Raw genomic sequence first — 4,228 nt, 5'->3', positions numbered from 1 at the left:
ACGACCACGGCGAGGACCACCGGGACGGCCACGAAGCCGGCCACCGCCGCGATCACGGCGGGGGCGAGGAAACCCGCGTAGGCCGCCGCGTAGAAGACCCCGGTGAGCCCCGCGAGGTCGCGTGTGCCGGCGATCCGCTGGACCTCGAGCAGGGACGACACGAGCGCGACGCCGATGCCCGCGCCGATGACGACGTTCGCGCCGAGCCCGATCCACACGGACTGCAGGACGATCGCGAGGGCGACGACGCCGATCCCGACCGTCATGAGCGCGACCGCCACCGTGAGACCCCGTGCGGACGTCGACGAGTGGACGCGCTTCGCGATCGGCTGCACCGCGCTCGAGACGCCGAGGGCGACGACGGTCGCGGCGGTGGCGAACACGAGCCCCCACGTGCCGGTCGCGCCGGCGAGCTGCGTCGGCAGGTAGCCGTACCCGATCGCCGCCGAGCCGAAGATCCACGGCGCCGCGACGAGCACGACACGGGTGAACCGACGGTGTCCGGCGCTCGGGATGCGCAGCTGGCGCCACCAGGGCCCCGGGAGACCTCCGGCGGTGTTCGTCTCCGGGGTGCGCCAGACGATGACCGCGAACGGCAGGGCGACCGCGATGTGCACGAGGAACGGCAGGACCTCGGGGATCGGCCCCCACTGGGCGATGACCCCGGCGACGAGCGCCCCCGACGCGGACCCGAGGGTGAACGCGAGCGAGGCCCGTCGGGCTCCGGCGCCGGCGTCCGCGCGGGGGTCGAAGCGGCCCTGCGAGAGCTCCTTCACCCAGCTGTTGCCGACGGCCATCGCGATGCCGACCGTGGCGCCGGAGAAGAGCCTCCCGGCACCGAGGAACGCGGGGCCGAGCGGCCCGAGTGCCAGGAGCCCGCTGCCGACGACGGCCGTGCCGATGCCCACGAGCAGGAGCGGGCGCCGGCCGTGCCGGTCGGACAGCGACCCGGCGACGAGGAGTGCCGGCGCGAGCCCGATGACGTAGACCCCGAGGAACACGTTCACCAGCACGGACGAGTAGTGCTGCCGCTGTTCGTACATGAGCAGCAGCGGCGAGAACTGGTTGCCGCCCCAGGAGCACACGAAGACGGCACCCCAGGCGGCCACCCACGGCAGGACGCGCGCGCGTGTCTGCGGCAGGGCGACCGACCCCGTGGTGGGCACGCTGCCGGTGGTCGCGTCGGCCGCGCTCACAGGGCGCCCCGGTGCGATGCGACGTGGGCGTGCAGGACCTCGGCGTACCGGGCGGCGTCGCCGGCCTCGAGTGCGGCGGCGAGCTCGCGGTGGTCGTCGAGCGACGCCTGCAGCTGTTCGGGTCGGAGTCGCATCAGGTGGTGACGGAGTCGTTGCTGGCGGTCCCGGAGGGTCCGGGCGAACATCACCGCGATCCCGTTCCCCGAGGCGCCGATGACCGCGCCGTGGAACTCGGCGTCCACCTCGACGAAGCGGTCGACGTCACCAGCGGCGACCGCGTCCTCCTGCTCGGTGAGCATCGACCGGAGGGACGGCAGCACGTCCGCCGCTCGACCGTCGGTGACGACCCGGGTCGCCGCGGTGGACTCGATCGCCTCGCGCATCTCGAGCACGTCGACCGCCTCGTTCGGGGACATCGGTCGCACGACGGCACCCTTCCGGGACTCGAGGGTGATGAGGCCCTCGGCCGCGAGGCGCAGGAACGCCTCGTGCACCGGTGTCCGCGACACGCCGATCTCCTGGCAGAGCGCGTTCTCACTGATCGCGGTCCCGCCGGGGAGGTCGCCGCGGATGACGGCGCGCTTGACGTGGTCGTAGGCGCGGTCGGACGCGGCCGCGGTGCTGATCGGGGACGTCACGGTCACCCAGACTACGCCTTGCATGCAACGCTGCACGCATTTCCAGGCTGTGACGGTCCCGTGACGGCCTGACTTCGATCGCGGCGCACCTCGGACTCCGCCGATACGCTGGCCCCGACGTCAACGACGACGTCCGACAGGAGGTTCCCCTGATGGAACGCATCACCAGGGCTGACGACCGGGTCCACCGCCCGGCGGGTCCGTGGACGCCCACCGTCCACCGGCTGCTCGAACACGTGCACGGGCACGGCTTCGTCGGGGTGCCGGAGCCGATCTCGCTCGGGGACACCCTCGAGACGGTGTCGTTCGTCCCGGGCACCGCCGGTGACTACCCCTGGACCCAGGACATCGCGAGCGAGGCAGCGCTCGTGACCACCGCCCGGATGCTCCGGCACTACCACGACGCCGCGGCTGACTTCCCGCGGAGCGACACCGACGTGTGGTCCCAGGCGGAGCGCGCCCCGGTCGAGACGATCGTCCACGGCGACTTCGCGCCGTACAACTGCGTCTACGACGGCATCGCGGCCGTCGGCATCATCGACTTCGACACCGCACACCCCGGCCCGAGGGTCTGGGACGTCGCGAGTGCCGTGTACCGCTTCGCACCGTTCACCACCGGCGCCGTCGAGGGCGGCTCCGCGTCGCTCGACCTCCGGCTCGGGCGAGCCGCCGAGTTCTGCCGGGCCTACGAGCTCGACGCCCGTTCGCGATCGGTCCTCGTCGACACGATGGTCTCCTCGCTCGTGGCGCTCGTCACCACCATCGAGACCGAGGCAGCGGCAGGCGACCCGAAGTTCGTCAGCGACCTCGCACACGGTCACGTCGAGCTCTACCGCGCCGACGTGGCGTTCATCGAGGAGCACGCGGACGCCATCGCTGCGGCCGTGGCCTGACGACCGGTGCCCCGGCCGCTCCTGTCCGCGCGGCCGACCCCTGCGCGACTCCGGGCCGAGCGCCTGGCCGCGCAGGGCGTCGGCGTCCCGGGCACCACGCCGACGGTCACCGTCGCGCGCATGACCGCCGTGCAGGGGCAGGACCTCGGGCAGGTGCTCTGGGCGATCGGGGTCCGCACGCCCGGCAGCACGCGTGAGGACGTCCGAGCCGCCTTCGACCGTGGCGAGCTCGTCCGGGGCTGGCCGATGCGGGGCACCCTGCACGCCCTGCGGCCGGATGACCTCCGGCTGATCGCCTCGCTCACCGCCGACCGCACGGTCCGCTCGGTCGCCCGTCGCGCCGCCGAGCTCGGGATCGACGAGGCGCTCGTCACCACGGCCCGCGACGCCACGGTCGAGGCGCTCGGCGGTGGTCGCTCGCTCGTCCGCGACGACCTCTTCGACCGCTGGCGCGCCGTCGGCATCGACCCTGCCGGTGGACGCGGCTACCACCTCCTGCTCCGCCTCTCGCTCGACGGACTGGTCGTCTGGGGTCCGACCGCCAGGGTCGGCCAGCGCATCGTGCTCCTCGACGAGTGGGCGCCTGCCGTCGAACCCGTGCCGGACCGTGACGAGGCGCTCTGCCGGCTCCTCACGGGCTGGTTGCGGGGCAGGGGCCCGGCAACCGAGGTCGACGCCGCCGCGTGGACGAAGCTCCCGCTCGGGGACGTCCGCCGTGGCCTCGCCGCCGCCGGGGACACCGTCGAGCACCTCGGCGGGGGACTGCTCGCGCTCGCCGACCGTCCGTCCACGGGCGGAATCCCCACCGGCCACCTGCTCCCCGGGTTCGACGAGTACCTCCTCGGCTACGCGGACCGCTCCGCGCAGCTGCCCGTCGAGCACCAGGACCGCGTCGTGCCGGGCGGCAACGGGGTCTTCCTGCCGATGGCCGTCGTCCGCGGGGTCGTCGTCGGGACGTGGACCCGAGCGGAACGCGCGTCCGGGGTCCGGGTGACGGTCACGCCCTTCGCCCCGCTCGACCCGTCGGCCGTCCGCGCACTCGGTGCCGCCGCCGATCGGTACGCCCGCTGGCTGGGCGCCCCGGTGACGTTCACGGTCGCATGACCCTGAACCGGGCCCGGCCCGTGACCCGCACGCGTCCCGGACCGAGGCCGTCCCCAGCCAGCACCCAGCGCGTGTGCGGCTGACCCCGACGCTCCCTCGGGTAATGTCGCAAGGCCATGACCGACAGCCCGGCCGACGCCACCCCGTACGAGGTCCTCGGTGTCCCCGCGACCGCCGACGACGACGAACTCCGGCGCGCGTACCGGAAGGCCGCCCGCGAGTCCCACCCCGACCTCGGCGGCGACGCCCAGTCCTTCCGACGCGTCCAGCTCGCGTGGGAACGCATCGGCACCCCCGCCGCCCGCCGCGCCTACGACGCGGGATCCCGCCCCGGCTCGGCTCCCACGTACGAGGCCGGATCGGCAGGGTCCGGCTCCTCGGCCTGGAGGCACGGGTC

At 74.0% G+C, this 4,228-nt stretch carries 5 protein-coding genes; 3 read left to right on the top strand and 2 right to left on the bottom strand.

Going from position 1 to position 4,228, the window contains the following annotated elements; all coding sequences use genetic code 11:
• The coding region (locus tag NS184_RS16805; RefSeq protein WP_152998302.1) for an MFS transporter at nucleotides 1-1,166 on the bottom strand (1,166 nt) is incomplete at its 3' end.
• Between the two features lie 26 nt (nucleotides 1,167-1,192).
• Nucleotides 1,193-1,834, bottom strand: a complete 642-nt coding sequence (locus NS184_RS16800; RefSeq protein ID WP_206556304.1) for a GntR family transcriptional regulator — start codon at nucleotides 1,832-1,834, stop codon at nucleotides 1,193-1,195.
• 152 nt (nucleotides 1,835-1,986) lie between these two features.
• Between NS184_RS16800 and NS184_RS16795 the strand changes: the two genes are divergently transcribed.
• The 3 genes from NS184_RS16795 to NS184_RS16785 all read left to right on the top strand — a co-directional run.
• Complete coding sequence (locus NS184_RS16795) at nucleotides 1,987-2,727, top strand: phosphotransferase enzyme family protein (protein WP_058727213.1); 741 nt, start codon at nucleotides 1,987-1,989, stop codon at nucleotides 2,725-2,727.
• 120 nt (nucleotides 2,728-2,847) lie between these two features.
• Nucleotides 2,848-3,831: a winged helix DNA-binding domain-containing protein gene (locus NS184_RS16790; RefSeq protein WP_152998301.1), complete on the top strand. Its 984-nt coding sequence runs from the start codon at nucleotides 2,848-2,850 to the stop codon at nucleotides 3,829-3,831.
• 116 nt (nucleotides 3,832-3,947) lie between these two features.
• On the top strand, nucleotides 3,948-4,228 hold a 281-nt coding region (locus NS184_RS16785), incomplete at its 3' end, for a J domain-containing protein (protein WP_152998300.1).

The organism is Curtobacterium luteum (assembly GCF_001475545.1).
Taxonomy (GTDB): Bacteria; Actinomycetota; Actinomycetes; order Actinomycetales; family Microbacteriaceae; genus Curtobacterium; species Curtobacterium luteum_A.
The sequence above is the reverse complement of the archived record's forward strand: the minus strand, read 5'-3'. Positions and strand labels throughout refer to the sequence as shown.

What these genes read in the sequence shown, in the direction of transcription:
- NS184_RS16790 (WP_152998301.1), top strand. Translation starts at nt 2,848, where the DNA reads ATGACCGCCGTGCAGGGGCAGGACCTCGGGCAGGTGCTCTGGGCGATC.
- NS184_RS16795 (WP_058727213.1), top strand. Translation starts at nt 1,987, where the DNA reads ATGGAACGCATCACCAGGGCTGACGACCGGGTCCACCGCCCGGCGGGT.